22 protein-coding genes and 1 pseudogene are annotated in these 24,209 nt (G+C 73.9%); 10 read left to right on the plus strand and 13 right to left on the minus strand.

What is annotated here, in order from left to right; translation table 11 throughout:
* The first annotated feature begins 64 nt into the window (after positions 1 to 64).
* Entirely contained in the window at positions 65 to 658 is a 594-nt protein-coding gene (locus OVA32_RS03955; RefSeq protein WP_020626481.1) for a hypothetical protein, read from the plus strand.
* 99 nt (positions 659 to 757) lie between these two features.
* Here OVA32_RS03955 and OVA32_RS03960 read toward each other — a convergent pair whose 3' ends face one another.
* From OVA32_RS03960 to OVA32_RS03970, 3 genes are read right to left on the minus strand one after another with little or no spacing between them, the layout of a single operon-like run.
* Positions 758 to 1,561, minus strand: a complete 804-nt coding sequence (locus OVA32_RS03960; protein WP_049148021.1) for an amino acid ABC transporter ATP-binding protein — start codon at positions 1,559 to 1,561, stop codon at positions 758 to 760.
* Position 1,562: 1 nt separating this feature from the next.
* Positions 1,563 to 2,393 carry an amino acid ABC transporter permease gene (locus tag OVA32_RS03965; RefSeq protein ID WP_020626482.1) on the minus strand — a complete coding sequence of 277 codons (831 nt, stop codon included), beginning with the start codon at positions 2,391 to 2,393 and terminating at the stop codon, positions 1,563 to 1,565.
* On the minus strand, positions 2,390 to 3,211 hold the full coding sequence (locus OVA32_RS03970; RefSeq protein ID WP_078026129.1) for an ABC transporter substrate-binding protein: 822 nt from the start codon (positions 3,209 to 3,211) through the stop codon (positions 2,390 to 2,392). Before OVA32_RS03970 ends, OVA32_RS03965 begins: the two co-directional genes overlap by 4 nt.
* A 444-nt stretch (positions 3,212 to 3,655) precedes the next feature.
* Here OVA32_RS03970 and OVA32_RS03975 point away from each other — a divergent pair, with 444 nt between their 5' ends.
* Positions 3,656 to 4,228, plus strand: a complete 573-nt coding sequence (locus OVA32_RS03975) for a hypothetical protein (protein WP_163720999.1) — start codon at positions 3,656 to 3,658, stop codon at positions 4,226 to 4,228.
* Between the two features lie 4 nt (positions 4,229 to 4,232).
* On the opposite strand, the gene OVA32_RS03980 is transcribed toward OVA32_RS03975, so the two are convergent.
* Positions 4,233 to 5,414, minus strand: a complete 1,182-nt coding sequence (locus OVA32_RS03980) for a YihY/virulence factor BrkB family protein (protein WP_163720998.1) — start codon at positions 5,412 to 5,414, stop codon at positions 4,233 to 4,235.
* Between the two features lie 146 nt (positions 5,415 to 5,560).
* Between OVA32_RS03980 and clpB the strand changes: the two genes are divergently transcribed.
* Positions 5,561 to 8,155, plus strand: coding sequence for an ATP-dependent chaperone ClpB (clpB, locus tag OVA32_RS03985; protein WP_163720995.1), 2,595 nt, complete (start codon positions 5,561 to 5,563; stop codon positions 8,153 to 8,155).
* 127 nt (positions 8,156 to 8,282) lie between these two features.
* Here the strand turns inward: clpB and OVA32_RS03990 are convergent, their stop codons facing one another.
* Positions 8,283 to 9,701 carry a M20/M25/M40 family metallo-hydrolase gene (locus tag OVA32_RS03990; protein WP_267715350.1) on the minus strand — a complete coding sequence of 473 codons (1,419 nt, stop codon included), beginning with the start codon at positions 9,699 to 9,701 and terminating at the stop codon, positions 8,283 to 8,285.
* Positions 9,702 to 9,995: 294 nt separating this feature from the next.
* Between OVA32_RS03990 and OVA32_RS03995 the strand changes: the two genes are divergently transcribed.
* The 3 genes from OVA32_RS03995 (at position 9,996) to OVA32_RS04005 (ending at position 12,331) form a co-directional block, all read left to right on the plus strand.
* The gene (locus OVA32_RS03995; protein ID WP_036314242.1) at positions 9,996 to 10,202 is read left to right on the plus strand and encodes a DUF3073 domain-containing protein; all 207 of its coding nucleotides are present in this window, start codon (positions 9,996 to 9,998) and stop codon (positions 10,200 to 10,202) included.
* Positions 10,199 to 11,143: a Sir2 family NAD-dependent protein deacetylase gene (locus OVA32_RS04000; RefSeq protein WP_044658859.1), complete on the plus strand. Its 945-nt coding sequence runs from the start codon at positions 10,199 to 10,201 to the stop codon at positions 11,141 to 11,143. Before OVA32_RS03995 ends, OVA32_RS04000 begins: the two co-directional genes overlap by 4 nt.
* Positions 11,144 to 11,341: 198 nt before the next feature.
* The gene (locus tag OVA32_RS04005) at positions 11,342 to 12,331 is read left to right on the plus strand and encodes a type IV toxin-antitoxin system AbiEi family antitoxin domain-containing protein (RefSeq protein ID WP_060973675.1); all 990 of its coding nucleotides are present in this window, start codon (positions 11,342 to 11,344) and stop codon (positions 12,329 to 12,331) included.
* Between the two features lie 131 nt (positions 12,332 to 12,462).
* On the opposite strand, the gene purM is transcribed toward OVA32_RS04005, so the two are convergent.
* From purM to OVA32_RS04040, 7 genes are all read right to left on the minus strand, one after another.
* Positions 12,463 to 13,620, minus strand: a complete 1,158-nt coding sequence (gene purM, locus OVA32_RS04010; RefSeq protein WP_069941138.1) for a phosphoribosylformylglycinamidine cyclo-ligase — start codon at positions 13,618 to 13,620, stop codon at positions 12,463 to 12,465.
* Positions 13,617 to 15,230 carry an amidophosphoribosyltransferase gene (gene purF / locus OVA32_RS04015; protein WP_070709097.1) on the minus strand — a complete coding sequence of 538 codons (1,614 nt, stop codon included), beginning with the start codon at positions 15,228 to 15,230 and terminating at the stop codon, positions 13,617 to 13,619. Before purF ends, purM begins: the two co-directional genes overlap by 4 nt.
* Positions 15,227 to 15,634: a hypothetical protein gene (locus OVA32_RS04020; RefSeq protein ID WP_044658862.1), complete on the minus strand. Its 408-nt coding sequence runs from the start codon at positions 15,632 to 15,634 to the stop codon at positions 15,227 to 15,229. Before OVA32_RS04020 ends, purF begins: the two co-directional genes overlap by 4 nt.
* A 141-nt stretch (positions 15,635 to 15,775) precedes the next feature.
* Positions 15,776 to 16,177, minus strand: a complete 402-nt coding sequence (locus tag OVA32_RS04025) for a sterol carrier family protein (RefSeq protein ID WP_210079003.1) — start codon at positions 16,175 to 16,177, stop codon at positions 15,776 to 15,778.
* Entirely contained in the window at positions 16,174 to 17,247 is a 1,074-nt protein-coding gene (locus tag OVA32_RS04030) for an asparaginase (RefSeq protein ID WP_049146831.1), read from the minus strand. The genes OVA32_RS04025 and OVA32_RS04030 overlap by 4 nt, the downstream gene beginning before the upstream one ends.
* An 81-nt stretch (positions 17,248 to 17,328) precedes the next feature.
* On the minus strand, positions 17,329 to 18,126 hold the full coding sequence (locus OVA32_RS04035) for an ABC transporter ATP-binding protein (RefSeq protein ID WP_267715359.1): 798 nt from the start codon (positions 18,124 to 18,126) through the stop codon (positions 17,329 to 17,331).
* A gap of 79 nt (positions 18,127 to 18,205) precedes the next feature.
* Complete coding sequence (locus tag OVA32_RS04040) at positions 18,206 to 19,357, minus strand: ABC transporter permease (RefSeq protein ID WP_049146829.1); 1,152 nt, start codon at positions 19,355 to 19,357, stop codon at positions 18,206 to 18,208.
* Positions 19,358 to 20,027: 670 nt separating this feature from the next.
* Between OVA32_RS04040 and OVA32_RS11630 the strand changes: the two are divergent.
* Together OVA32_RS11630 and OVA32_RS04050 are read left to right on the plus strand one after the other, a co-directional pair.
* Positions 20,028 to 20,858 (plus strand): annotated as a pseudogene (locus OVA32_RS11630) (sensor histidine kinase); the annotation flags it as partial.
* Positions 20,859 to 20,925: 67 nt separating this feature from the next.
* On the plus strand, positions 20,926 to 21,555 hold the full coding sequence (locus OVA32_RS04050; protein ID WP_020624423.1) for a response regulator: 630 nt from the start codon (positions 20,926 to 20,928) through the stop codon (positions 21,553 to 21,555).
* A 42-nt stretch (positions 21,556 to 21,597) separates the two neighbouring features.
* Here the strand turns inward: OVA32_RS04050 and OVA32_RS04055 are convergent, their stop codons facing one another.
* A complete protein-coding gene (locus OVA32_RS04055; protein ID WP_267715363.1) occupies positions 21,598 to 21,867 on the minus strand; it encodes a hypothetical protein in 270 nt (89 codons plus the stop codon).
* Positions 21,868 to 21,929: 62 nt separating this feature from the next.
* Between OVA32_RS04055 and purD the strand changes: the two genes are divergently transcribed.
* Together purD and OVA32_RS04065 are read left to right on the plus strand one after the other, a co-directional pair.
* Positions 21,930 to 23,219: a phosphoribosylamine--glycine ligase gene (gene purD, locus OVA32_RS04060; protein ID WP_267715365.1), complete on the plus strand. Its 1,290-nt coding sequence runs from the start codon at positions 21,930 to 21,932 to the stop codon at positions 23,217 to 23,219.
* Complete coding sequence (locus tag OVA32_RS04065) at positions 23,216 to 24,163, plus strand: phosphoribosylaminoimidazolesuccinocarboxamide synthase (protein WP_095353862.1); 948 nt, start codon at positions 23,216 to 23,218, stop codon at positions 24,161 to 24,163. The genes purD and OVA32_RS04065 overlap by 4 nt, the downstream gene beginning before the upstream one ends.
* Positions 24,164 to 24,209 lie beyond the last annotated feature (46 nt).

A 24,209-nucleotide genomic window follows, 5' to 3' on the forward strand; every position in this document is an offset into this window, starting at 1 on the left:
CCGACCGTTCGCGCCACACCCCACTCCACGTGCGTGCCGCGGGCCCTACTGGAAGGAAGACTCCATGAGCATCGTCCAGATTCCGCTGCGCCTGGCCTCCGGCGCGTTCATCCTGAACTCCGGCCTGAACAAGCGCGGCATCTCCGCGGAGCAGGCCCAGGGCCTGCGCGACATGAGCGCCCGCGGCCTGCCCGCGCTGGCCAACCTGTCACCGGAGCAGTTCAAGAAGTTCCTCGTGACCACCGAGATCGGCGTGGGCTCGGCCCTGCTGGCCCCGTTCGTCCCGGGCTGGCTCGCCGGCTCCGCCCTGACCGCGTTCTCCGGCGGCCTGTTCTCCATGTACCTGAACACCCCGGAGATGACCGAGGCGGACGGCGTGCGCCCGTCCCAGGAGGGCACCGCCGTCGCCAAGGACATCTTCCTGGTCGGCTCCGGCCTGGCCATCGCCGCCGACTCCGTGGCCAACCGCCCCGGCAAGCGCCGCAAGGCCGCCAAGAAGCGCGCCGCCCGCATCGAGGGCGCCCGCGACGCCAAGGTGCAGGCCATCCGCGACGCCCAGGACGAGAAGGTCGCCGCGATCCACGCCGCCCGTGAGGAGCAGGTCGCCGCGCTGCGCGAGGCCCGTGACGAGCTGAAGAAGCTGCGCAAGAAGGCCTGACGCCTCCGCCGCATGCCTGAGGGGCCCCGCCCGGACCATGGTCCGGGCGGGGCCCCTCACGCATGTGCCCACCCACCGGGGCACGGCGGGCGGGCAGGCTCAGAGATCGATCTCGGTGGGGTGCAGCACGCGGCGCAGGAAGTCCTGGGTGCGCGGCTGCTGGGGGTCGGAGATCACCGCGGCGGCCGGGCCGGCCTCCACCACGACGCCGCCGTCCATGAACACGACCCGGTCGGCCACCTCACGGGCGAAGCCCATCTCGTGGGTGACCACGAGCATGGTCATGCCGTCGCGGGCCAGCTGACGCATGATCGCCAGGACGTCGCCGACGGTCTCGGGGTCGAGGGCCGAGGTGGGCTCGTCGAAGAGCATCAGCTGCGGGTCCATGGCCAGCGCCCGGGCGATCGCCACGCGCTGCTGCTGGCCGCCGGAGAGCTGGTCCGGGTAGCGGTCCTCGAGCTCGGCCAGGCCCACGCGGGCCAGCTGCCGACGGGCGATGTCCACCGCCTCGGCCTTGCCCCGCTTGAGCACCTTGAGCTGGGCCACGGTGCAGTTCTCCAGCACGGACAGGTGCGGGAACAGGTTGAACTGCTGGAACACCATGCCCACGTGCCGGCGCAGCACGTCCAGGTCCACGTCCTCGTCCGTGACCGTGAACTCACCGACCGTGACGACGCCCGAGTCGGGCTTCTCCAGCAGGTTCACGCAGCGCAGGAGGGTGGACTTGCCCGAGCCGGACGGGCCGATCAGGCACACGACCTCGCCGGGGGCGACGTCGAGGTCGATGCCGCGCAGCACGTGGTTGGCGCCGAAGGACTTGTTGAGGCCGGCCACGTGCACGCCGGCGGCGTCCGCGGCGGCCACCGCGCCGAAGGATCCGGTGATGGGGTTCTGCTGGGCCATCTCAGTGCCCCTTCTTGGTCGAACGGGCCTCGAACCGGCGGGCCAACAGGGACAGCGGCACGGTGATCACGAGGTAGAACAGGCCGGCCACAAGGATCGGCGTCATGCCGGCGTCGAGGGCGGAGATGCCGTCGCGACCGAACTTGGTGAGCTCGTACTCGTGCGCGGCCAGGCCGAGCACGTAGACCAGCGAGGAGTCCTTGGTCAGGAGGATGACCTCATTGGTGAGCGGCGGCAGCACGATGCGGAACGCCTGGGGGATCACGATGGTGACCATGGCCCGCCACGTCGGCATGCCGAGGGACCGGGCCGCCTCCATCTGGCCGCGGGGCACCGCCTGCAGGCCGGCACGCAGGGTCTCGGCGATGTACGCGGCCGAGACCATGCCCAGGGCCACCATCACGACGACGGGGATCGGCCAGGACACCCCGAACGCGAAGGGCACCCCGTAGCCGAAGGCGAGGAACACCAGCAGCGCGGGGACGCCGCGGAAGAACTCCACGTAGGCGGTGGCCAGCCACCGGTACGGGCCGAACGAGCTCAGGCGCATGAGCGCGAGCACGATGCCGCCCAGCAGGCCGACGACGAACGAGGTGACCGTGTAGAACAGCGTGTTGCCCAGCCCCACGAGGATCACGTTGGGGAACATCGGGGCCACGGCGGGGAAGTTCAGGACGTTCTCGGCGAGCGCGCCCCAGTCGATGAGGACGGCCAGGACGACGAGGGCGAGGACGAAGACGGCCGCCTGGATGATCAGGGACAGCCGACGACGGCGGCGCGCGCGGCCGGGCTTCATGGCCGGTGCCGGCGAGACGGGGGCCTGCGTGCTCATCGGTAGTCCTCCTGTGCCTGACCGAACCAGCGCTCCTGGAGCTCGGCCACGGTGCCGTCGTTGCGCAGCTCCTGCAGCGCGCGGTTCACGGCGGAGCCGAGCTGCGCCTTCTGCGGGCCGACCGCCATGCCGAGCTGCTCGCCCGTGGGCAGCGACTCGACCACCTCGAAGCGATCGTCGTCCTTGAGGGAGTAGAGCAACACGGACTGGTTGCCCAGGGCGGCGTCCACGGTTCCGGCCTGCAGGGCCTGGACCTGCATGCCGCCGTCCTCGAACTGCACGGGGCTCAGGCCGTTCTGCTGGGCGTATTCGTCGCCGGTGGTCGCGGCCTGCACGCCGATCCGGCGGCCCTTCGCGGAGTCGACGTCGGTGATGCCGGAGCCCTTCTTCGCGACCAGGACGAGGTCGTCGTCGAGGTAGGGGAGGGTGAAGGCCATGACGCGCTGACGGGCCTCGGTGATGGAGATCGACGAGGCGTTCACGTCGCAGCCGGTGAGCGAGGCACCCGACTCGATGGCCTCGAAGGAGGAGTCGATCACGTTCACCCCGAGGCCCAGCTTCTCCGCCACCGCCTCGACCAGCTGGATGTCGTAGCCGGTCAGCTCACCGTTCTCCTCGAACTCGAAGGGCGGGTAGGGGACGTCGGAACAGACCGTCAGGACGCCGGGCTGGACGAGGCCGTACGAGGTGCTCAGGTCGTCGTCGGACACGATGCCGGCGGATCCGGCGTCGCCGCCGAGGACGGCGCAGCCGGTGAGCAGCGCCGCCGACGCGGTGAGCCCCACGGCGCCGAGGAGGCGGGAGTGGATGCGGGTCATGGAGTGCCTTCTGTGCCGCCGTCGGGAGGACGGGCGTGCGGGTCGGAGGGAGCCGGCAGAGTGACGTGTTCCGCCGTGATTGGAGGTCATCGTAGTGCGTCGGGGGCCGTCGCGGGCGCCGGGAGACGACTCGTCGCCGCGGAGCGAGCCGATCGACCGGTGGCCCTGCCGCGACCCGCCTCCGCAGACGAAGGCTGGCCTCGCGCTGTGGGGATTGTCAGGCTGGGCACATCGTCGTCACCCGGTCTGAGAGGTCTCTCATCCTCCGCACCCCCGCCCCCGCCCGCCCCGCCGCCACCCTGTCCCTGCTCGCGGTGGGCGCCCTCGCGCTCGTCGGCTGTGCCGGGGGCGGCGGCGAGGCCTCGTCCTCCGCGTCGGCCGACGCGTCCGAGTCCGCCCCGGCGGGGGGCCGGCTCGGACCTCACGGCCGAGCAGGAGAAGCGCGTGGAGGCGCTCGAGGACGTCTTGCTCACCCCAGAGACCGCGCCCGACGGTGTGTTCACGGACATGGAGACCCAGGCCGGCGGCGGCGGGGAGCCGATCAGCACCAGCCTGAGCCTGACGGGCGTCACCCCCACGGGCGCCTGCGCGGACCTCATCGAGCAGATCAACACGCAGCAGGCGCCCGGGCTCGGCGGCGCGCTGGCCCAGTACGAGGTGGACCCGGCCGCCGTCACCGGCCTGGCCGGCTCCCAGGCCGGGGCGTTCGGCATGGTCGCGGTCACCGAGGACGGCACTGATCTGCTGGCGCCCTTCGGCGAGCTGGCCGACACGTGCGGCACGTTCGGCGACCCGGACGGCGTCGAGGCGGCCTTCACAAAGGTGCCCGGCGTGCCGGACGCGGCCCACATCGCTCTGGGGAACTCGGGCATGGACACGGCCCTGTTCACGATGACCGTCGGCGGCGTCACGGACGGGGACGAGCTCGTGTACCTCGGCATGGTGGGCCTCGACGAGGAGATCGCGGCCGAGACGCTGCGTGCCCAGGTCGAGGCGTTCGAGACCCGGGAGCGCTGACCCGTCAATCGTCGGGCCGAGGCGTCGGCTCGAGGCGGGCGCCGTCGTCGGACACCGGGTCCGCGTGGAACGGGCTGCCCGAGCTGACGTCCTCCGGGTCCCGCCGCCCCGACTCGACCGCGAGGAGGCGCCCCTCCTCGGAGAGCAGGGGTGTGGCGTCGATCGTGAGGTCCTCGCCGGCGCGCACGGCGTCGGCCACGAGCCGGGCCAGGCGGCGGTTGCGGGCCTCGTGCCGTTCGGAGGCCTCGAGCACTGCGGTATGCCGCGTCGCCAGCTGGATCTCGACGGAGGCGTCGATGCCGACGGCCAGCTGGCGGGCACGCAGCACCTCCGCGTCGAAGGCGGCCCCGGCCAACAGCACGATGCACGCCACCCACGCGAGGGCGAGCACGCCGATCGCGGAGTTGATCCGCCCGACCACGGCGAACTGGCCGAACCGGTCCGTGATCCAGCCCAGGGCCACGGTGGCGCCGAAGAGCAGGACCACCACGGCCACGGCGCCGAGCGAGAGCGGGCGGTAGCGGGGCTGCCGGACGTTGGGCCCCAGGCGGTAGGCGAGGGTCACGATCAGGGCGATCACCACGAGGATGACCGGCCACTTCACCACGTTCCACGTCTGGACCGTCTCCTCCGGCAGGCCGACGGCCTGGCCGAGGCGCAGGGAGAGGTCGCCGCCGACGACCACCAGGATCGTGATCAGCACGGCGCCGAGCATGAGGGCGAGCGTCTCGATGAAGACCACGAGGCGGAAGTGGAGGAAGGGCCGGCCCTCGCGGGTGTCGTGGATGCGGTGCATCGCCCGGTGGAACGCACCGACGGCGCCCGAGGCGGACACCACGGTGCCGACGGCCCCGAGGACGACGGCGCCGGTGCCGGGCCCGGCCGAGCCGAGGGTCAGGATCCATTCGCGGACGACGTCGGGCGTCAGCGACGGCCAGATCTCGGCGGCCAGGTGGGCCGCGGCGTCCACGGTCTCCTCCTCGACGCCCAGCAGCGAGACCACGGAGAGCAGGGCGATGACGGTGGGCAGCAGGGACAGCGCCCCGAAGAAGGTCATGGCGGCGGCCACATCCCAGACCTGCAGCTCGAAGAGCCGGTGCAGGGTGCGGCGCAGGACGTACAGCAGGGACACCCGCGGTCGGGTGTACGTGCGAAGGCGCCGGGGCGCCGCTGTGGAGCCGGCCATGGCACCAACGTACCGGCGCGCCGGGGAATAGCCCTGGTGCGTGGAGGGTTGAGCTATATAGACTCAACTTCGTCTGCGGCGGGAACGGCCCGCGGTCGACGGTTGTCCGACACCCCGGGACACGGGAGAGAAGGAGCCAGTAGTCCATGGATGCCAAGTTCACCACCAAGAGCCAGGAGGCGCTCTCGGCTGCGGCCATGAACGCCTCCACCGCCGGCAACCCCCAGGTCGAGCCGGCCCACCTGCTGAAGGCCCTGATGGACCAGCGGGAGTCCGTCGCCGTGGCCGTCCTGAAGGCCGCCGGGGCCGACCCCGACGCCGTCTCCACGGCGGCCTCCTCGGCCATCCGACGCCTGCCCTCCACCCAGGGCAGCACGGTGGCCCAGCCCCAGTTCTCGCGCGCCGCCCTGCAGGTCGTGCAGAACGCGCGCACCCAGGCCGAGCAGCGCTCGGACGAGTTCGTCTCCACCGAGCACCTGCTGCTCGGCGTGGCAGCGGACTCCGGCGAGGCCGGTGAGGCACTGCGCTCGAACGGGGCGAGCCTCGAGGCGCTCGCCGCCGCCCTGACCCTGGTGCGCGGCGACTCCCGCGTCACCACCCAGGACCCGGAGACCACCTTCCAGTCCCTGGAGAAGTACGGCACGGACCTCACCGAGATCGCCCGCTCCGGCAAGCTCGACCCGGTGATCGGCCGCGACGCCGAGATCCGCCGTGTGGTGCAGGTGCTCTCGCGCCGCACCAAGAACAACCCCGTGCTCATCGGCGAGCCCGGCGTCGGCAAGACCGCCGTCGTCGAGGGCCTGGCCCAGCGGATGGTGGCCGGGGACGTCCCCGAGTCCCTGCGCGGCAAGACGCTGATCAGCCTGGACCTGGGCGCCATGGTCGCCGGCGCCAAGTACCGCGGCGAGTTCGAGGAGCGCCTGAAGGCCGTCCTCGAGGAGATCAAGGCCGCCGAGGGGCAGGTCGTCACGTTCATCGACGAGATCCACACCGTCGTGGGCGCGGGCGCGTCCGAGGGCGCCATGGACGCCGGCAACATGCTCAAGCCCATGCTGGCCCGCGGCGAGCTGCGCCTGATCGGCGCGACCACCTTGGACGAGTACCGCGAGAACATCGAGAAGGACCCCGCCCTGGAGCGCCGCTTCCAGCAGGTCTTCGTGGGCGAGCCCAGCGTGGACGACACGATCGCCATCCTGCGCGGGCTCAAGGAGCGCTACGAGGCCCACCACAAGGTGGCCATCGCCGACTCCGCGCTCGTGGCCGCGGCCACGCTGTCCGACCGGTACATCACCGGCCGCCAGCTGCCGGACAAGGCCATCGACCTCGTGGACGAGGCCGCCTCGCGCCTGCGCATGGAGATCGACTCCGCCCCGGAGGAGATCGACGTCCTGCGCCGCCAGGTGGACCGCCTGACCATGGAGGAGCTCGCCCTCGAGGGCGAGACGGACCCCGCGTCCATCGAGCGGCTCGAGGCCCTGCGTGCCGAGAAGGCGGACCGCGAGGAGGAGCTCACCGCCCTCACCGCCCGCTGGGACGCGGAGAAGGCCACCCTCAACCAGGCCGGCGACCTGCGCGCCAAGGTGGACGAGCTGCGCTCGCTCGCCGAGAAGGCCCAGCGCGACGGCGACCTCGCCGAGGCCTCCCGCCTGCTGTACGGCGAGATCCCCGCGCTGGAGAAGCAGCTCGAGGAGGCGGACCGCACCGCCCGCGAGGCCGACCGCTCGGCCACCGAGCCGATGGTCTCCGAGGAGGTCACGGCGGACGACATCGCCGAGGTGGTCTCCGCCTGGACCGGCATCCCCGCCGGGCGCATGCTCACCGCCGAGTCCGAGAAGCTGCTCACCATGGAGGAGCACCTCGGCGAGCGGCTGATCGGGCAGCGGGACGCCGTCGTCGCCGTCGCGGACGCGGTGCGCCGTTCGCGGGCCGGCATTGCGGACCCGAACCGGCCCACGGGCTCGTTCCTGTTCCTGGGCCCCACGGGCGTGGGCAAGACCGAGCTCGCCAAGGCGCTCGCGGAGTTCCTCTTCGACGACGAGCGCGCCATGGTGCGGATCGACATGTCCGAGTACGCGGAGAAGCACTCCGTCTCCCGCCTGGTCGGCGCCCCTCCGGGCTACGTCGGCTACGACGAGGGCGGCCAGCTCACGGAGGCCGTGCGGCGTCGCCCATACTCGGTGGTGCTGCTGGACGAGGTGGAGAAGGCCCACCCCGAGGTCTTCGACATCCTGCTCCAGGTGCTCGACGACGGCCGCCTCACCGACGGCCAGGGCCGCACCGTGGACTTCCGCAACGTGATCCTGATCCTCACCTCGAACCTGGGCTCGCAGTTCCTCGTGGACCCGACCCTGGACGAGGCCGCCAAGCGCGAGTCCGTGATGTCCGTGGTGCGCGCGGCGTTCAAGCCCGAGTTCCTCAACCGCCTGGACGAGATCGTGCAGTTCGACGCGCTCACCGTGGCCGAGCTGACGCGGATCGTGGACCTGCAGGTCGCCTCCCTGCAGGCGCGCCTGACGGACCGCCGCCTCACCCTCGAGGTGTCCGACGCCGCCAAGGCGTGGCTCGCCGAGACCGGGTTCGACCCGGCCTACGGCGCCCGGCCCCTGCGCCGCCTGGTGCAGCGCGAGATCGGCGACCGCCTGGCCCGCGGCATCCTCGCCGGGGAGATCGCGGACGGGGACACCGTGGTCGTGGACCGCGTCGAGGGCGAGAACGGCCTCACCGTGACCCGGAAGGGCTGACGCCGGGACCGACGGCTCGTGTTCCTCCTCCCTCTGGCGCGTCGGGGGCGGTTTCGGGTGGTATCCGGCCTGGATACCACCCGAAACCGCCCCCGACGGCATCTGCGAGACGGGCGGACGCCTCGGGTCAGCGGGTGCCGAGGGCGTCGGCGTCCTGCTGGAGGGTGCCGATCAGGTTCGCCACCGCGCGGGCCGTGTGGGTCAGCGTGGTGATGGAGACGTTGTCGATGTCGTCCTGGGGCGTGTGGTAGTTGTCGTCGCGGATCGAGAGCAGGCCCGTCGAGGCGATGCCCGCGTCCACGAACGGCGCGTAGTCCGAGCGGCCGTTGCTGCCCTCGGGCTGGTGCGCGTGGCCGTCGCGGTCGAGCTGTGCGCCGAGCAGGGACTCAGCACCGATAGACCAGTCGGCCGTGAGCACGCCGAGCGTGTTCTGGTGGTCCAGCGGGGCCACCATGTCCAGGTTGGTGTAGAGGATGATGTCCTCGCGCTCCGCCGCGGTCAGGGTGTCCACGTAGTGGTGCGAGCCCAGCAGGCCGATCTCCTCGGCGCCCCACAGGGCGAAGCGGACCTTGCTCTCGGCCTTGTTGGCCTTGGCGGCCTGGCGCGCGACCTCGAGGGTCGCCGCGACGCCCGAGGCGTTGTCGTGGATGCCCGGGCCCTCCGGCACGCCGTCCAGGTGGGCGCCGAGCATCACGACGTCGTCGTCGCTGCCCGTGCGCGTCTCCGCCAGCACGTTCCAGGTGGGCCGCTGCTCCACAAGCTGCTCGAGGTCCAGGGTGACGGTGGCGCCGCCGGCGCGGGTCTGGGCCAGCAGATCGGCGCCCAGCTCGCGGGTCACGCCCACGGTCCCGACGACGTCGCCCGGCGCGGCGCCCAGGGTGCCGTTCAGCGCGCCCTCGGCGTTGTTGTAGATGATGACGGCCTCGGCACCGGAGGCGGCCGCGACCTGGGACTTCTGGGCGAAGGTGCAGTCGCCCCGGGAGACCAGGGCGACGCTGCCGGTCAGGTCCGCGTCGGCCCAGTCCGCGTCGGCGCAGCCGGTGGCGGCGCCGGCGGGGGCGGCGAGCGGGGCGTCGGCGACCTGCGCTGACGGCGAGGACGTGAAGACGGTGTGCTCGAGGTCGCGCTGGACGGGTCCGGTTTGCTGAAGCCGGTCCCGCAGGGTCTCGGTGTAGGTGATCTCGAACTCCTGGAGCTCGACGTCGTAGCCGGCCTCCTCGAGCTCGCCCACGGCGTAGTCGAGCGAGGCCTGGAAGCCCGGCGTGCCCGCGGCGCGGTTGCCGTGCTCGTCCGCGATGGCCGCGAACGCCTCGATGTCCTGGCGGAGGTGGTCCGAGGAGATGGATCGGACCAGCTTCTCCGGTGAGTTCGGGTTGCCGCCGGCACGGTTCTGGCCGGGGCCCAGGCCCCGGTCGGCGGTCTGCGCGGTGGCTGCGGTGGCCTTCGCCGGGGCGGCCGGGGAGGACGGGGCGGCGATCGAGACGGGGGCGGCGGCGAGCGTGGCGGCCAGGGTGGCGGCGGCCAGCAGGGTGGGGGTGCGGCGCATGGGCATCCTCATCGTCGGGGCGGATGTGACGTACGCAACCTAGCCGCTCGTCCAGCGTCCGTACAGGGTGCGTGTCACGCCCGTCCAGCCGGATGCCGCGCGTGTCGCGGCCGCCCGCGCCGCACCCGGCGCCACTGCACGCCCCGCCGGACCGGGCCGGTCGTCGTCGTCCACAGGCCGTCCGGCGGGTCATGTATCCTTGTCCGCACGAACCATATTGACCAGTGAAGACCTCGGCGGGCCCCTGTGCGCCACAGATCCGAGGCGGCGAGAGATGCGAAGGGGGTCACGCTCATGGGGCGCGGCCGTCAGAAGGCGAAGGCCACGAAGCAGGCACGGGAGATGAAGTACTTCTCTCCCGGAACAGACCTCTCGGCACTGGAGCGAGAGCTCACGGGCGGACGCACGCGCGGCCCGGAGCAGGACCAGGAGCCCGAGTACGAGGATCCGTACGCGGACCTCTACGCGGAGGACGAGGACGACGACGCGCGGGCGCGATGACGCCCGCACGGCATCCGGCCCTGGACGGGCATCAGGCCGCCCTGCGGTCGATCGCCAGGGTGGTGGATGAGACAGCACCGCTGCAGGACCCCGAGACGGCGTCTCGGGGTCTGCTGCGTCTGATGGAGGAGTCCCGCCCGCTCGTGATCACCGGGGCCGGCGTGTCCACCGACTCCGGCATCCCGGACTACCGGGGGCCGAACGGGTCCCTGCACCGCCACCGGCCGATGACGTACCAGGAGTTCCGGGACGACCCGGCCGCCCGCCACCGCTACTGGGCACGCTCGTTCGTGGGCTGGCGTCGCATGGACCAGGCCCGGCCGAACGAGGCGCACCGCATCCTCGCGCGCTGGGCGGCCGAAGGGCGGATCGCCGGCGTCCTGACCCAGAACGTGGACGGGCTGCACGCCGAGGCCGGACGCGCGGCGGGGATGCCGGAGGACCGGCTGATCGAGCTCCACGGGGACCTGGCGCGCGTGGCCTGCCTGAACTGCGGGGCCACCGAGTCCCGCCGTGACCTGGACCTGCGGCTCGAGGCCGCCAATCCGGGCTACCTCGAGCGCGTGGCGATCGACCCGGACGCCGTGAACCCCGACGGGGACGTCTCCCTCGACCAGCACTGGGTGGAGGAGTTCACGATGGTCGGCTGCCGGGTGTGCGGCTCCGTGAAGCTCAAGCCGGACGTCGTGTACTTCGGCGAGTCCGTGCCCGCGGCGCGGCGCGCGGCCGCGGAGGCGATGGCCGACGACGGCGGCACGGTGCTCGCCGTCGGCACCTCGCTGGCCGTGATGAGCGGCTACCGGTTCGTGCTGCGGGCCGAGCGGGCCGGGCATGAGACGGGGCTGATCAACCTCGGCCCCACCCGCGCCGACGCCAAGGCCCGCTGGCGCTGGCGCGCCCCGGTCGCCGACGCGCTGGCCTGGCTCGACGCCCGCCTCTGACCCCCACCCACGTTTTCGTGCGGGAAACGGCGGACGCCGGGGCGTTTTCGTGCGGGAAACGGCGGGCGCCGGGGGTGTGGACACCGGGTGGCCCGGGGCCACGCACGACTCCTGCACAGGTGGCGCCGCCGGTGTCGTCGTCCACGGTGGGTGCTCCTGAGCGGGCGGGATAGGCCGGGTTGAGCCATCGTCACGGGCATGGCCACGTCTTCCCTGCCCCTGCCGGACATCGTCGAGACCGGCCGGCCGTTCACCCGTGGCGACCTGCGCGCGGCCGGGGTCTCGGAGCGACTGGTCCGCGGCGGTGACGTGCGGCGCGTGACGCATGGGGTCCATCGGCTCCGGACTGACCACCTCGGCTCGTGGGCGGAGCTCGGCTACGCCGAGGCGCCCGCTCCCTTCGCGCCGGAGGAGACGGCCGCGGTCGTGGAGGCGAGCGGGGGAGTGGCCTCCCACCTCACGGCGCTGCTCCTGCACCGCGTGCCGCTGCCGCCGTTCCTGGCGGAGGACGGCACGGTGCACGTGTCCCGGCCACACCCGCGCGGGGCGAGCGTCCGCCCAGAGATCACCTCGCATGCCCGCCTCGTCCCGGCCGCGGATGTGACCGTCCTCCACGGGATCCGCCTGACGAGCCTGGAGCGATCCTGGGCGGATCTGGCCGCACTGCTCCGTCCAGGCATGCTCGTGCCCGTCGTGGCGGCCGGGGACGCTCTCGTCCACCGGCCGTGGTCGCCGGAGGGGCGCCGCTCACCACGGACCACGACGGCGGCCCTGCGGTCCGCGCTCCTGCGTGCCGGGCGGTTCAAGGGAGTGCGCACCGCCCGTGCCGCCCTCCAGCTGGTGCGGGTGGGCGCGGACTCCCCACAGGAGACAGCCCTGCGACTGGCCCTGCTCCACGCCGGCCTGCCCGAGCCGGAGCTCCAGCTGGTGCTGCACCCGGGCCGGGCGCGGTCGCCGGACGCGGATCTGGGGTGGCGGCAGTGGCGCATGGTGGTCCACTACGACGGCGGTCACCACCTCGACCCGGCACAGGTCGCCGTGGACGCGTGGCGAGACGAGGGCTGGGCGCGCGCGGGCTGGACGCAGATCTGGGCCACGGTGGACGACGCACGGGACGACTTCCGGCGCGTCGTCGCCGAGGTGCAGACGCACCGGGCCCGGCTCGGCGGGCGGGTGTTCGCGTCGTGAACCGCCGTTTCCCGAACGAAAACACCCCGGAGGCCGCCGTTTCCCGAACGAAAACGCTCCGGAGGCCGCCGTTTCCCGAACGAAAACACCCCGGAGGCCGCCGTTTCCCGAACGAAAACGCCCCCGGGGGGTCAGGCGGCGTACTGGCCGCGCATCAGCACGGCGCCGCCGTCGACGCCCTTGGCGCCCTGCACGAAGTCCAGGCCTGCGGCCGCCGCGTCGTCGGTGAGGGCGCCGATGGTGCCCATCTCCCACGCGTCGATGCCGGCGTCCACGAGCACGGAGATCGACTTCGCGGCCACCTCCGGGTCCACCACGGCCACCATGCCCACGCCGAGGTTGAGGGTGCGCTCGAGGTCGGACTGCGGAACGCGGCCGAGCTCGCCCACCAGGCGGAACACGGGCGGCAGGGACCAGGTGTCGCGCTCGACGGTCGCCATGAGGCCCTGCGGGAGCACGCGCGCCAGGTTCGCGGCCAGGCCGCCGCCGGTCACGTGGCTGAACGCGCGCACCGGCAGGTCCGAGCCGCCCTCGTGGCCGTTGAGGCGCTGCACCAGGTCGAGGCAGGCGCGGGAGTAGATGCGGGTCGGCACGAGCAGCTCCTCGCCGAGGGTGCAGCCGAGCTCGGTGACCTCGCGGTCGAGGGACCAACCCGCGGCGTTCACCACGCGGCGCACGAGCGAGTAGCCGTTCGAGTGGATGCCGGAGGAGGCCATGCCGATCACGACGTCGCCGGACTGCACCCGCTCCGCGCCCAGGACCATGTCCGCCTCGACCACGCCGGTGGCCGCGCCCGCCACGTCGTACTCGTCCACGGCCAGCAGGCCCGGGTGCTCGGCGGTCTCGCCGCCCACGAGCGCGGTGTCGGCCAGGCGGCAGCCCTCGGCCACGCCGCGCACGATGTCCGCGATGCGCTCGGGCACGACCTTGCCGCACGCGATGTAGTCGGTCATGAACAGGGGCTGGGCGCCGACCACCACGATGTCGTCCACGACCATGCCCACGAGGTCCTGGCCGATGGTGTCGTGCTTGTCCATCGCCTGCGCGATCGCCACCTTGGTGCCGACGCCGTCCGTGGACGTGGTCAGCAGCGGCTTGCGGTACTGCAGCAGCGCGGAGGCGTCCCACATGCCGGCGAAGCCGCCGATGCCGCCCATGACCTCGGGGGTGTGGGTGGCCTTCACGGCGTCCTTCATCAGCTCGACGGCGCGGTCGCCGGCCTCCACGTCGACGCCGGCCGAGGCGTAGGTGATCGGGGCGGCGGAGGAGGGGGTCTGGTTCGGGGTCACAGCGGGGTCCTGTCCGTCTCGGTGAGCAGCTTCTCGTCGTCGGCGTCCGGGCCGGGCTCGCAGCCCGTGGCGGTCACGGTGGTGGTCTCGCCGCCCTCGTCCAGCACCACGGTGGACGCGGGCGACACGGCGACCGGCTCCAGCAGGCCCTTGCCGCGCTCGCCCTCGTCGGCCAGCGGGATCGGGTAGTCGCCGGTGAAGCAGGCGGTGCACAGGCGCTCGCGCGGCTGCCCGGTGGCCTCGATCATGCCGTCCTCGCTGATGTAGGCCAGCGAGTCGGCGCCGATGGACGCGGCGATCTGGTCCACCGCGGCGCCGTTGGCGATGAGCTCGGCGCGGGTGGCGAAGTCGATGCCGTAGAAGCAGGGCCACTTCACGGGCGGGGAGGAGATCTTCACGTGCACCTCGGCGGCGCCGGCCTCCTTGAGCATCCGCACGACGGCGCGCTGGGTGTTGCCCCGCACGATCGAGTCGTCCACCACCACGACGCGCTTGCCGGCCACCACGGTGGACTCGACGTTGAGCTTGAGGCGGATGCCGAGCTGGCGCAGCGTCTGGGACGGCTGGATGAAGGTGCGGCCCACGTACGCGTTCTTCACGAACCCCTGGCGGAACGGCAGGCCCGAGGCGTCCGCGTAGCCCACGGCGGCGGGCGTGCCGGACTCGGGCACGGGGATCACGACGTCGGCCTCGACCGGCTGCTCGAGCGCGAGGCGGCGGCCCATCTCCACGCGGGACTCGTACACGGAGCGCCCGGCGATCGTGGCGTCCGGCCGGGCGAGGTAGACGTACTCGAACACGCAGCCGGCCGGCTTGGACTCGGCGAAGCGGGTGGAGCGGATGCCCTCCTCGTCGATCGCGATCATCTCGCCGGGCTCGACCTCCCGAATGAAGGAGGCGCCGACGGTGGCGAGGGCCGACTGCTCGGAGGCCACCACCCAGCCCCGCTCGAGGCGGCCGAGCACGAGCGGGCGCACGCCCTGCGGGTCGCGGGCGGCGTAGAGGGTGTGCTCGTCCATGAACACGAAGCAGTAGGCGCCGCGGATCTTCGGCAGCAGCTCGAGGGCGGTCTCCTCGAGGCGGTCCCCGGGGGTGCCGTGCAGCAGGGCCGTGACCAGGGCGGTGTCCGTGGTGTTGCCCTGCTTCATCTCACCGTGGGTGTGGCGTCCGTCCGCGGCGTGCACCATGCGCAGCAGCTCGGCGGAGTTCACGAGGTTGCCGTTGTGCGCCAGGGCGACCGTGCCGTCGTCGGCGGTGGCGCCCAGGGTGGGCTGGGCGTTGGCCCACTTGTTCACGCCGGTGGTGGAGTAGCGGCAGTGGCCGACGGCGATGTGGCCGCTCAGTGCGGTCAGGGTGGCCTCGTCGAACACCTGGGAGACCAGGCCGATGTCCTTGTAGACGGCGATGCGCCCGCCGTCCGAGACGGCGATGCCCGCGGACTCCTGGCCGCGGTGCTGGAGGGCGTACAGGCCGTAGTAGGCCAGTTTCGCGACCTCCTCGCCCGGCGCCCACACGCCGAACACGCCGCATTCGTCCTGCGGCCCCTGGTCCTGGGGGTCGAGGGCGGCGGTCAGGCGGCCGTCGCCTCGTCGGGTGCGCGGTGCGATCACTGCTCGGGGGTCCTTTCGGTGGGGGTGGTGCGGGCGGGCGGGGCACCCGCGTCCACACGGTCCAGGCGGACGTCCGCCACGGCCGGGTCGTCGGTGCGCTCGAGGACCACGGTGCGCGCGGTCGACCGGGAGCGGCGGTCCAGCAGCAGCCACACGAGCAGCCCGAGCACGCTCGTGCCGAGCATGCTCAGCAGCGATGCGAAGCCGAACGTCTCCGAGAAGGAGAGCGGGATGCCGGAGTACGGGTCCGCGGGCGGGGTGGGGGAGGCGTGGACCGCGGTGGTGATCACGAGTGCGATCAGCAGGCCGAGCGCGAGCGCCACCGCGAGCACCGCGGTCAGCCGCGGGGCGCGACGGACGGTGTAGGCGCGCTGATCGGGGGTCGGCTCGGGGGCGGAGGTCATGCGCGCCAGTCTATCGAGTCGGCCGCTGGGGCCAGTCGCGCGTGCCCGCGGCGGGATCGGCAGAGCTGCATCCCGCGACGAGGAACGGTGCCGACGTTCGAACGGTCGGTGTCGCCGAGAGGACTGCCGGACACCGCTCGCTCACGGCCGCACGAGCGGCAGATGCGCGCCGAGGTCGGCCCGCACGCCCGAGGCGCGCACGCCGCCGGCCGCCGTCGCCTCTTCCCAGGACGTCAGTCCCGTCGCCAGGGACAGCCATGTCACGGCGTCCATCTCCACGACGTTCGGCGGGGTGCCGCGGGTGTGCCGGGGCCCGGGGAGGCACTGGGCGACGCCGAAGGGCGGCACGCGCACCTCCACCGAGTTCCCGGGCACGCGGGTCGCCAGCTCCTCGAGCGCGAAGCGCACCGCCATGGCCCGCGTGGGGCGCGGCAGCGCGGCGGCCGCCGCGGGGTCCTCCTCGTGGGCGCGTGCCCACGCCAGCAGCGCCGCGTGGCCCTCGACGACAGGCACCCGGCGGCGGGGCACGGAGCCGGTGGTCACGCCCGCGCCTCGAAGGCCGGCAGGACGTCCCCCACGAGGTCCCGCACCGGCGCGGCCAGGCGGATCTCACCGACCGGCTCACCCCGGCCGAGCACCGGGGGCACGACGGCGGCCAGCACGCCCGGCAGCGTCGCCCGGTCCACGTGGTCCGGGGCGAACCGGGCCAGCAGCGCGAGCGCGACCAGGTCGCCGGCCCGCGTGCCGCCGTCGAGCGCCTTGACGGCCACGGCCGTGCCGTCCGGCGCGGCCATGACGAGGACGCCGTCCGCGCCCGCCTTGGCGAGCAGGCCGAGCTCGCGCATCACCACGGTGTTGGAGCTCGTCTCCCCGTGGACGGCCCACGGGTGCTCGAGCATCGCGGTGGCGACGGCGGCCGCGTGCGGGTCCGCGTCGGCGCGGCCGGGTGCCGCGGCGACCCGCCCGATGCCGCGGGCCAGGCCCGCCAGCGAGATGACGGCGGCGGGGGCGCCGCAGCCGTCCACACCGGTGTGGGCCACCGGCTCGCCGCAGTATTCGGCGATCACCGCGTCCACCTCGCGCTGCAGGGGGTGCGCCGGGTCGAGGTACGTGGCGACGTCGTGCCCGGATGCCGCGCAGGCCGCGAGGAAGCCGGCGTGCTTGCCGGAGCAGTTGAAGGCCAGCGGGGTCGCGGCGGCGGCCTCGCCGTCGCGGCGGACCTGGGCCACGACCTCGGAGGTGTCCGCGGGCCAGGCCGGCGGACACCGCAGGGCGGACGCGTCGAGGCCGGCGTCCGCGAGCATGCGCTCGGCCAGCGCCTGGTGCCGGAGCGTGCCCCGGTGCGAGCCGCACGCGATGGACAGGGCCTCACCTGCCAGCGCCGCCCCGTGGCGCAGCGACGCGATGGCCTGGAACGGCTTCAGCGTGGAGCGCGGGTAGATCAGCGCGTCTGCGGGGCCGAGCCCGGCCAGCACCCGCCCGTCGGGGCCGGTCACGACCGCGGCGCCCGCCGTGCGGGACTCGACGAAGCCGTTGCGGACGGTCTCCACGAGCTCGACGGCGTCGGACAGGGCGAAGGTCTCGCCCGCGGGGGCGACGGTGGCGTGGGTCATGCGGTCCAGGGTAGCGAGGGCCCCAGACGCGCCGGGCGTCCGGGGCCGGTGGGCCGGGTCAGGTCCGGCGGCATCACCGGCTCACTCCGCGGAGAGCCGCCCGTCCACCATGGTCAGGGTGCGGTCCGTGGCGGAGAGGAACTCGTGGTCGTGCGTGACCATGAGCGTCGCCACCTGCTCCTCGCGGGTCAGCGTGCCCAGCAGGTCCACGACGGCGGCCGAGCGCTCGCGGTCCAGCGCGGAGGTGGGCTCGTCCACGAGCAGCAGCGTCGGCGAGGCCATCAGCGCGCGCACGATGTTCACGCGCTGCCGCTGACCGCCCGAGAGCTGGTGCGGGCGCTTGCCGGCCTGGTCGGCCAGGTCCACACGCTCGAGCAGCTCCAGGGCCCGCGCCTTGGCGGCCCTGCGGTCGGCGCGGGTGGCGTCACGGTCCAGGTGCACGGTCAGCTCCAGCTGCCCGGCCGCCGTGAGGGACGGGATGAGGTTGGGCTGCTGGAAGATCATGCCGATCTCCTGGCCGCGCAGCGCGGTGCGCTCCTTCCGGGACAGCCCGGCCATCTCGCGGCCGGCCACGGACACGCAGCCGGAGGTGGGCGTCACCAGGCCCGCGGCCACCGCCAGCAGGGAGGACTTGCCCGAGCCGGACGGGCCGACCATCGCGGTGAACGTGCCGGGGAGCAGGTCCAGGCTCACCTCGTCCAGGGCGCGCAGCACGCCGCGCTCGCCGTCCGGGTACTCCAGCACGAGGTCGCGCACGGACAGCGCGGGGGTGGCGTCGGCCGCGGCGGCGGGGCGCTCGCCGGCGACGCGGTGGGCGGCCGCGGCGGCCGGGGTGCGGAGGGCGTCGAGGTCGGCCTGCGGGGCGGTGAGGGTGGTCATGGGGAGGTCCTTTCTCCAGGCGGGGGCGAGGCGGAGCCGAGGGGGACGACGGCGCCGGGCGGCGCCGTCGTCGGGGCGGTCAGTTGCCGCCGAGGGCGACCAGCGGGTCGATCCGGGTGACGCGGTAGACCGCGACGACGGCGGCGAGCATGCCGAGCACGAGGACCCCGGCGGCGGGCACCGCGGTGGTGGCCCACGAGAGCTCGAACGGGACGGCCCGCCCCGCGAACGCGCCGACCACGGCGGCCAGCCCGGTGCCCACGGCCACGCCCCCGACGAGCACGAACGCGGCCTGCGCGAGCGAGTCCTTCAGCACCCAGCCGTTCGAGCCGCCGAGGGCCTTGAGCACCGCGATGTCGCGGGTGCGCTGCACCGTCCAGATGGACAGGAACGCGATCACCACGAGCGCCGAGATGCCGTACAGGAAGCCCTGCATGGTCATCAGGGAGCCGTTCTCGGACCGGTAGCTGGGCAGGGCGGCGTAGGAGCCCTTCACGGTCTCGGCGACGGTGCCCGCGGCGTCGTCACCGGCGGCGGCCACGGCGTCGACGTCGGCGCCGGCGTCGAAGCGCACCAGGCCGGCGGTGCCGAGCACCGCGTCGTCGGCGGTGTGCGAGATGGCGTTCCAGTCCTCGAGCGCCAGCCACGTCACGGGGGAGTGGGAGTAGTACTCGGTCGGCACGACGTCGGCCACGGTGTAGACGAAGCCGGAGACCGCGACGGCGTCACCCTCCTGCGCGTGGAGGGAGTCGGCCACGTCCTGGCTGAGCACGATCTGCCCGGGCTCGACGCCGGCCGGCGCGTCGGAGCCGCCCGGGGTGAGACCGATGAACGCGGTGGTGGCCACGCCGGTGGTGGGCTCGCCGGACACGTCCGCGCGGCCCTGCGGGTCCGTGTCCACGGGGTGCTCGAGGCCGATGGCCCGGCCCTGGCTCACACCGAGCGGCTCGACGGAGGCCACGCCGTCCGTGGCCGCCCACGCGTCGCGCTGGGCCACGGTGAACTCGGACTGGGTGAACGACGCGGTGGGCTCCTGGCCCGCCGCGCCGCCGAAGACCAGACGCTGCACGCCCTGCTCGCCGAGGCGGTCGATCGCGGCGGTGTTCTGCCCGCCCAGGCCGGCCGTGAGGCCGGAGAGCATGACGAGCAGCAGGCTGATGAGGGCCACCACGGAGCCCATGAGGGCGAACCGTCCGGTGGCGAAGCGGAGGTCGCGGAGTGCGAGGAACACGGGGCGCGTCCTTTCCTGGAGAGGTCTGTCCTGAGGTTGCCTCCACGGTCTCGCGCGGGCAGGGGTCGCCACATCGCCCGCGGCGGCTGGACCCGGTCAACCGAATGGTTGATTCCGGCGACGGGGCGGCGCGGCCCCGGGGCGGCGCGGCCCCGGGGCCGCGGGCCGTCGTCGTGTCCGGGGTGCGCCCTAGGGTGGAGCCATGTCCGTCGCACCCCGCGCCGCCGCGCCCACCGAGACCGGCACCACTGCCGTGCTCGCCGGCCTGCGCGTGGCCCTGCACGTCACGTTCGCCGCGCTGCTCACCGTGGGGCTGGCGCGCGCGCTCGCGGACCGGTCCCCGGAGGCGTCCTCCGGTCCGTTCCCGGCCACCACCCTGGTGCTGCTGACCGCCGCGCTGGCGGGCGTCTACCTGGCCGGGACCGTGCTGGAGCGGCGCCGGTGGGCCCGGGGCGACGACGTCGGCCGCGGTCCGGCGGTCGCCTGGCTGGCCCTGGTGCTGCTGCTGTGGGGCCTGCTCGTGGCCCACCACAGCGACTTCGCGTGGGTCGCCTTCCCCCTCTTCTTCGTCGTCCTGCACGTGGTCGACCGGGTGGCCCGGCAGGCCTGGGTGCGCCACGTGGTCGGGCCCGCGCTGGTGGTGGCGATGGCCGTCGTCGTGGTGGCCGGGATGGCGGCGGGCGCCGGCGGCGTGCGGGTGCCGGCCGTCATTGGTCCGCTGGTGGGCGCCGCCGTGGCCGTGGTGCTCTCCGGGGCGTACCGCGCCCTGCACGCCGAGTCCGAGCGCCAGCGTGCCGTGGCCGAGCAGCTGCGCGCCGCGCAGGCCGAGCTCGCGCGCACCGAGCACCGGGCGGGGGTGAGCGCCGAGCGGGAGCGGCTCGCCCGCGAGATCCACGACACCCTCACCCAGGGGCTGGCCTCGATCGTGCTGGTCTCGCGCGCGGCCCAGGACGCGCTCGACGCCGCCGACCCCGCCCTCGCCCGGCAGCGCATGGAGACCGTACGCGCCACGGCCGCCGAGAACCTCGCCGAGTCCCGCCGCTTCGTCCGCGACCTGCGCGGCACCGGGGCACCGTCCCTCATCGAGGCGCTCGAACGCGCGGTCGCCGGGTTCGCCGACCGGCAGGCCGCCGCCGGGACGCCCGTGGCTGCGGACGTCGAGGTCGTGGGGGAGCCGGTCGCGGTCGCCGAGGCCGTGGAGACCGCGGTGCTGCGAGCCGTGCAGGCCTCCCTGGCGAACGTGGGCGCGCACGCGGGCGCTCGGCGCGCCCGGGTCACGCTGGGCTACCTCGGTGATGAGCTGACGGTGGACGTGGCCGACGACGGCGCGGGGTTCGACCCGGCCGTCGTCGCGGCCCGCCCCCGGGCCGGAGCCGCCGGTGCCGACCCGGGGGCGGGGACCGGCGTGGGGCTGGCGAGCGTGCGCGAGCGTCTCGCTGCGGTGGGCGGCGAGGCCACCGTCGAGTCGGCCCCCGGCGAGGGCACCGTGGTGGCGCTGCGGGTGCCGCTGGCCGCCGCCGGGGCCGGCCGGAGCGCTGATCCCGAGCAGACCGAGAGCGAGGGACCGCATGAGCGTGCGCGTGATGCTGGTGGACGACCACCCCGTGGTGCGGGCGGGGGTGCGGGCCGTCGTCGAGGCACACCCGGACCTGAGCGTGGTGGCCGAGGCCGCCGACGGGGCGGAGGCGATCGGCGTCCTGGAGGCGGGCGAGCCCGCGGTGGACGTCGTGCTGATGGACCTGCAGATGGGTGCGGGCATGGACGGCGTGACCGCCACCCGCGCGGTGCGGGAGCGGTGGCCGGGGGTGCAGGTGCTGATCCTGACGACCTTCGACACCGAGGCGGACATCCTGGCGGCCGTGAACGCGGGCGCCGCCGGCTACCTGCTCAAGGACGCCCCGAGCGAGGAGATCGCCTCGGCGGTGCGGCAGGCGGCGGCGGGACGCAAGGCGCTGGCCCCGCAGGTCGCGGCCACGCTGATGGGGCGCATGTCCGGCGGCTCCGAGGTGCTGTCCGAGCGGGAGATCCAGCTGCTCGAGCTGATCGCGCGGGGCGCCACGAACAAGGTGGCCGCGAAGGAGCTGTTCATCTCCGAGGCCACCGTGAAGACGCACCTGGTGCACATCTTCCAGAAGCTCGGCGTGGACAACCGCACCCGCGCCGTCGACGAGGCCCGGCGACGGCGCATCATCCGCTGACGGACAGGCCGGGGCGGCCGACCCTGGAGGGCCCAGCCCCGCTCAGCGGCGCCGCACGTACCGGGTGATCACCGCCGCGGCGACGGCCGCCAGCGCCAGCACGCCGAGCGCGGCGGGCAGGCTGAGGTCGCCGCGCTGGACGCCGAACCCCCGCAGCGTCCATAAGACGATCAGGGCGCACGTGAACATCACGCCGACGAACGTCCAGACCGACCGCAGCCCGGGTCCCAGCCCCGCACCGGGCCGGTGGCGGGGATCACGGGGGTCACCGTCGTCGCCGGGCTGACCGTGGTGGAGGGGAGGCATCGTCATGCGCTCCACCGTAGGGGCCACGGGCCGGGCCGGGCCAGGGCCACCGCGTAGGCTTGAGGCTCGTGAAGACCCTTGTGCTCGGCAACGGCGGCCGCGAACACGCGCTGCTCACCGCCCTCTCCCGTGATCCGCAGGTCGGCGCCCTCCACGCGGCGCCCGGCAACGCCGGCATGGCCGACCTGGCCACCCTCCACGCCGTCGAGGCCACCGACCCGGCCGCCGTCGTGGAGCTCGCGCGCGAGCTGGGGGCCGACCTCGTCGTCGTCGGTCCCGAGGCCCCGCTGGCCGCCGGCGTCTCCGACGCCCTGCGCGAGGCCGGGTTCGCCGTGTTCGGCCCCTCGCAGGCCGCCGCGCAGCTCGAGGCGTCCAAGGCCTTCGCCAAGGAGGTCATGGCCGCCGCGGGCGTGCCCACCGCCGGCTCCCGCGTGTGCACCACCGCCGCGGAGGCCGCCGCCGCCCTCGACGAGTTCGGCGCCCCCCACGTCGTCAAGGACGACGGCCTGGCCGCGGGCAAGGGCGTCGTGGTCACCTCCGACCGCGCCGAGGCCCTCGCCCACGCCGAGGCCTGCTTCGCCGTCGGCGGCACCGTGGTGGTCGAGGACTTCCTGGACGGCCCCGAGGTCTCCCTCTTCGTGATCTGCGACGGCGAGGACGCCGTCGCCCTCACCCCCGCGCAGGACTTCAAGCGCATCCACGACGGCGACGCCGGCCCCAACACCGGCGGCATGGGCGCGTACACGCCGCTGCCGTGGCTGCCCGAGGGCTTCACGGACGAGGTGATGGACCGCGTGGCCCGCCCCGTGCTCGCCGAGATGGCCCGCCGCGGCACCCCGTTCACGGGCGTGCTGTTCTGCGGCCTGGCCGTGACCGCCAAGGGCGTGGAGGTCATCGAGTTCAACGTGCGCTTCGGAGACCCCGAGACCCAGGCCGTGCTCGCCCGCCTCGAGACGCCCCTGGGCGGGCTGCTCGCCGACGCCGCGGCCGGCCGGCTCGGCGCGGACCGCCGGCTCGAGTGGAGCGACGACGTCGCCGTGGACGTGGTCATGGCCTCGGCCGGCTACCCGGCCTCCTCCTCGAGGGGCGACGTGATCACCGGGCTGGCCGACGCGGCCGCCCTCGAGGGCGTGCACGTGATCCACGCCGGCACCGCGGCGCAGGGCGAGGACGTGGTGACGGCGGGCGGCCGGGTGCTGGCCGTCGTCGGGCGCGGGACGGACCTGGCCCAGGCGCGCGAGCGCGCCTACGCGGGCGTCGAGCGGATCCGGTTCGACGGCGCCCAGTGGCGCACGGACATCGGACTCAAGGCCGAGCGCGGCGAGATCACCGTGCCCGGGACGGAGGGAGCGAAGTGAGCGGGGAGCGCGTGGGGTTCACGGGGGCCGAGGCCCTCGAGCTGCCGGGCTGGCGGCACGTCTACTCGGGCAAGGTGCGGGACCTGTACGAGCCCGCCGACGCCGAGCCGGGACGGTCCGCGACGCTGCTCGTGGTGGCCTCCGACCGGATCAGCGCCTACGACCACGTGCTGGAGCCGCCGATCCCGGACAAGGGCGCCATCCTCACCCGGCTGACCCTGTGGTGGTTCGAGAAGCTGGCCGAGGGCTACAACGGGGCCCACGCCGAGCCGGTCGAGCACCACGTGGTGAGCACGGACGTGCCCGCGGCCGTGGCCGGGCGGGCGATGATCGTCAAGCGCCTGGACATGTTCCCCGTGGAGTGCATCGCCCGCGGCTACCTGACCGGCTCCGGCCTGGCCGAGTACCGCGCGTCGGGCACGGTGGCCGGCCTGCCGCTGCCCGCCGGGCTCGTGGACGGCTCGCGGGTCGACCCGCCGATCTTCACGCCGTCCGCGAAGGCCGAGGTCGGCGAGCACGACGAGAACATCACGTTCGAGCAGATGGTCGAGCGCGTAGGCACCGAGGCCGCCGAGCGCCTGCGGTTCCTCACCCTGGACCTGTACGCCCGCGCCGAGGCGATCGCCCGCGAGGCCGGCATCATCCTGGCGGACACGAAGGTCGAGTTCGGTGTGGACCCGGCCACCGGCCAGGTGGTGCTGGGCGACGAGGTCCTCACCCCGGACTCCTCCCGGTTCTGGGACGCCGAGGACTACGAGCCCGGCCGCCCCCAGGCGAGCTTCGACAAGCAGTTCGTCCGCGACTGGCTCACGGGCCCCGACTCCGGCTGGGACAAGACCAGCGGGGAGGCCCCGCCGGAGCTGCCCGCCGACGTCGTGGCCAAGACCCGCGACCGCTACGTGGAGGCGTACGAGCGCCTGACGGGCCGCCCCTTCGACGCCTGACCCGGACTTTCGAACGTGAGATATGTCCTCTGTCACGTTCGAAAGC

The sequence above is a fragment of the Micrococcus sp. SL257 genome (assembly GCF_026625585.1).
Classification (GTDB): domain Bacteria; phylum Actinomycetota; class Actinomycetes; order Actinomycetales; family Micrococcaceae; genus Micrococcus; species Micrococcus luteus.

Excerpts from the sequence above, each read along its gene's own strand:
- OVA32_RS03955 (WP_020626481.1), top strand. The coding sequence starts at position 65 with ATGAGCATCGTCCAGATTCCGCTGCGCCTGGCCTCCGGCGCGTTCATC.
- OVA32_RS03960 (WP_049148021.1), bottom strand. The coding sequence starts at position 1,561 with ATGGCCCAGCAGAACCCCATCACCGGATCCTTCGGCGCGGTGGCCGCC.
- OVA32_RS03965 (WP_020626482.1), bottom strand. The coding sequence starts at position 2,393 with ATGAGCACGCAGGCCCCCGTCTCGCCGGCACCGGCCATGAAGCCCGGC.
- OVA32_RS03970 (WP_078026129.1), bottom strand. The coding sequence starts at position 3,211 with ATGACCCGCATCCACTCCCGCCTCCTCGGCGCCGTGGGGCTCACCGCG.
- OVA32_RS03980 (WP_163720998.1), bottom strand. The coding sequence starts at position 5,414 with ATGGCCGGCTCCACAGCGGCGCCCCGGCGCCTTCGCACGTACACCCGA.
- clpB (WP_163720995.1), top strand. The coding sequence starts at position 5,561 with ATGGATGCCAAGTTCACCACCAAGAGCCAGGAGGCGCTCTCGGCTGCG.
- OVA32_RS03990 (WP_267715350.1), bottom strand. The coding sequence starts at position 9,701 with ATGCGCCGCACCCCCACCCTGCTGGCCGCCGCCACCCTGGCCGCCACG.
- OVA32_RS03995 (WP_036314242.1), top strand. The coding sequence starts at position 9,996 with ATGGGGCGCGGCCGTCAGAAGGCGAAGGCCACGAAGCAGGCACGGGAG.
- OVA32_RS04000 (WP_044658859.1), top strand. The coding sequence starts at position 10,199 with ATGACGCCCGCACGGCATCCGGCCCTGGACGGGCATCAGGCCGCCCTG.
- OVA32_RS04005 (WP_060973675.1), top strand. The coding sequence starts at position 11,342 with ATGGCCACGTCTTCCCTGCCCCTGCCGGACATCGTCGAGACCGGCCGG.
- OVA32_RS04020 (WP_044658862.1), bottom strand. The coding sequence starts at position 15,634 with ATGACCTCCGCCCCCGAGCCGACCCCCGATCAGCGCGCCTACACCGTC.
- OVA32_RS04030 (WP_049146831.1), bottom strand. The coding sequence starts at position 17,247 with ATGACCCACGCCACCGTCGCCCCCGCGGGCGAGACCTTCGCCCTGTCC.
- OVA32_RS04035 (WP_267715359.1), bottom strand. The coding sequence starts at position 18,126 with ATGACCACCCTCACCGCCCCGCAGGCCGACCTCGACGCCCTCCGCACC.
- OVA32_RS04050 (WP_020624423.1), top strand. The coding sequence starts at position 20,926 with ATGAGCGTGCGCGTGATGCTGGTGGACGACCACCCCGTGGTGCGGGCG.
- OVA32_RS04055 (WP_267715363.1), bottom strand. The coding sequence starts at position 21,867 with ATGACGATGCCTCCCCTCCACCACGGTCAGCCCGGCGACGACGGTGAC.